Origin of the sequence: Streptomyces sp. NPDC051677, assembly GCF_044453465.1 — a bacterium.
Taxonomy (GTDB): domain Bacteria; phylum Actinomycetota; class Actinomycetes; order Streptomycetales; family Streptomycetaceae; genus Streptomyces.
The window spans coordinates 1-3097 of the sequence record NZ_JBITCT010000132.1 but is presented as its reverse complement, the minus strand read 5'-3'; the positions used below and the strand labels follow the sequence as shown (position 1 = coordinate 3097).

General features: G+C 73.7%; 1 protein-coding gene and 2 pseudogenes. 2 read left to right on the top strand and 1 reads right to left on the bottom strand.

The window, feature by feature from the left end; translation table 11 throughout:
- Positions 1–516: 516 nt before the first annotated feature.
- Positions 517–1215 (bottom strand): annotated as a pseudogene (locus ACIBAF_RS49175) (glycoside hydrolase family 75 protein); the annotation flags it as partial.
- A gap of 406 nt (positions 1216–1621) precedes the next feature.
- On the opposite strand from ACIBAF_RS49175, the pseudogene ACIBAF_RS49170 reads away from it, so the two are divergent.
- Positions 1622–2298, top strand: a pseudogene (locus ACIBAF_RS49170) (fibronectin type III domain-containing protein).
- 168 nt (positions 2299–2466) lie between these two features.
- Positions 2467–3006 (top strand): hypothetical protein, encoded by a 540-nt coding sequence (locus ACIBAF_RS49165; RefSeq protein ID WP_399473378.1) that lies wholly within the window; start codon positions 2467–2469, stop codon positions 3004–3006.
- Positions 3007–3097: the final 91 nt, after the last annotated feature.

Below are 3097 nucleotides of genomic sequence, written 5' to 3'. Positions count from 1 at the left end.
TCACCCGCAGCCGCCTCGGACGCCTCGTCCGACAAGGCTTCCTCACCCAACCCGGACGAGGTCGCTACGAGAAACGGACTTAACGTCCACTGAGACCTGAGGACTGAGGACTGAGGACTGACAGCAGCGGGCGACCGCCCTCGCGCCGCCCCCCTTCGCTCACGCGCTCCCGTCGTCAGCGGACTCGGCGTCCAGGCCCTCATGCTCCCCTGAATGTTCCTGAACCTTCGGGGTCACACGGGCCTCAGGGGTCTGAGGGGTCTGAGGGGTCTGAGGGGTTCCCGAAGCGGCCGAGCCTTCCTGAGCCTTGCCGTCCTCCGAGGCCTCCGGCTCCGCCGAGCCCGCCGATCCCACCGAGTCCGTCAACTCCTCCTGGCTGCCCGCCCCTTGGGCGGTCGCCGCACCGGTCGGCGGTGCCCCCGCCGCGCTCCGCGCCGCAGCCGCCCACTCCAGGCTGTCCGACCCCTCCCCCGGCTGTTCCTGAGGCTGCGTCGGCGTCCCCTCGTTCACGCCCGCTCCCCGCACGAACAGCCGCGCCAACCGCTCCCCCACGGCCACCGCGGCCGCGTGGCTCTCGATGGGGGTCGCCTGAGAGTCCTTGAAGACGATGTACGTGACGCCGGAAGGCGTGCCGCCGCCGCGGGGGTCGGGGCGGATGCCGAGGGCCTTCGCGGTCGCGTACGACGCCTCGCCGATGATCTCGCGCGGTCCCGTGTCGCCGACGACCGCGTACTGCACCCGGTCCCGGTAGACGACGGCGGCGACGGATCCCCCGCGCACCCCGTGGTCCCGGTGATTCCAGATGTCGCTCACCCCGGGCACGACGATGTAGGGCAGTGTCTCGGCGCTGAGATAGCGGCCGTCGGACTGCTGGTAGGCCGTGGTGTCGGAGAACAGCGGGTCGGTGCGGCTGTTGCACTGCGTGCCCGGGCGGCCGTCGCAGTCGATGTCCATGTCGGCCGTCCAGAACACCGCCTCGTCGGTGCCGCACACCGGGATCGTGGCGGGCGCGCCCTCGTCGGTGCGGTAGCGGCCGCGGGAGACGGGAGTGCAGTCGCGGACCCGGGACAGCAGGTCGGCGGCGCGGACTGAGCCTTCCTGCCGGAGCATCGGTGCTCCGGCAGCGCCCGGGGACGGGCGCGCGGCGGCGGTTGGGGTGGTCGGGGCCAGCAGGGCAAGGCCGGCCGCGGCCAGGGTCAGCGACTGGGCGCGCACGATACGGGACCCTCTCGTGGGACATTGACGGACACTCAGAACAATCTGGTGCCGACCGCATCCCGAGGCCATTTCGAGGGGGCCGTACGGTGCACAGCCGATCCTGCACGGCCGGACCTGCACGACCGATCGCGCGCGGCCGGCGGTGCACGGCGTACCTGTGCGGTATCTGACGGGCCGCCAGCGGGAGCGGGCGACAGGGGCCGGGCGGCCGGGGGCCCGGGCGCCGTCTCGGCCCCGGGCCCCCGGCCACTCCGCCGGCGCGGGATCTGCGACGACAGCGGTCCGCGCCACCGGCGTGAACTCATCACCCCTCAGGGAGAGTTCAGCCGCGAGGAGCTTCAGCATACGTAACCTCCGAAAGCGGCCGCCAACGACGGCCCCCACGGAAGCTCCCGCCCTCTTGATGTGCTCGCACCGCCGCGCCATATTGGTCCGGACCATTGCCGCCGTGCGGGCGGACGCTCGGCGCTCCGACGGGGTGACCGCGCAGGCCGGGAGCGCGACGAGTGTGCACGTGATGTGGACCGCGGTCGCCGCGAACCCCGCGGTCAGCGAGTACGAGGTGTACCGGGGCAGCACGAAGGCCGGGACGTCTGCCAGGGCGGCACGAAGATCCACAGTGTCGGCGGGGCCCAGACGGCGACGGTCGTCACGGGGCTGCGGCCGGGCACGCGCTACGCGTTCACCGTCCGGGCGCGGGACGCGGCCGACGACGTCTCGCCCGCCGGTCCACCCGTGCGCCTCGCCACCACGCCGGGCGACGACGAGGGGGTGGACACCGCGCCGGCCGGCTTCCGGGCGAGCACCCGCCTCGCCGACGGCGCGTACTCCATCGACCTGTCCTGGGCGCCGTCCCGCGTGGACGGTGTGGTGACGGAGTACCAGATCCAGCTCGACGGGCAGCCGGCCACCTCGCTGGTGTGGGGCGGGACCCCGCCGCGCGGGAAGGCCACGTACAGCTTCTGCGCGGGCCGGGAGGCGGGGGTCGGTCACCGGGTACGGCTGCGGGCCCGGCTGCCGGACGGCGCATGGGGCGCGTTCTCGACGGAGCGGACCGTGCCGACGGGCGAGTCCCGCTGACCGCTCGGCGCATGGGCCGTCCGAAGGAATCCGTCACCTGCCCGGGGGCCGTCCGGATGCGGGGCGGGCCCGGGGCACGTTGGCTGCCTCTGAGGCAGCACGGGCGTACCCGACCCTCGGCGGCGCAAGGGATGTACCGCCAACCGTGCCGCCGCCGGAGGACATCGGATGCGCACTTCCCGCCTTCTCGCCCGCTCAGGACTGACCGTGGCAGCCGCCGCCGCGCTCCCCCTCGCCCTGGCCTCCGGGCCGGCCGCCGCCCGGGTCTCGGGCATCTCCGTCAGTACGACCGGCTCCACGGCCTCGGTGGTGACCAGCGCCTGCACCCAGCTCAACGGGAGCTGGGGCACGGCCGCGCTGCTCAACAGCAGCCAGGCGAGCTTCGCCCAGGGGCGTCAGGTGGCGCTGTCCGGGACGACCGCGAGCCAGTCCGCCGCCTGGTCCGGTGTCTCCCCGGGCACGTACACCGTCGTGGTCATGTGCTCCAGCGGCGTCACCGCGGGCACCCAGTCCGTGATCGTCTCGGCCCCGTCCACCCCGACGATCTCCGCGACCGCCTCGCCCTCTCGCGGGGTCATGGGCGGCCTCGGCGGCGCGGTCCGCGACTACGGTCCCCTCACCATGGGGGTGGGCGGCGCGCTGGTGGGCGCGGGCGTCATCGCGGTGGCCTGGTTCCTGCGCCGCCGCTCGAAGCCCTACCGGCTCTAGGAGTTGTCTTCAAATGTCACGCCCACATCAGGAGCGAGGCGAGCGTGACAGCTGCCTGGTAGGACTCGGCGGTCTTGTCGTAGCGGGTCGC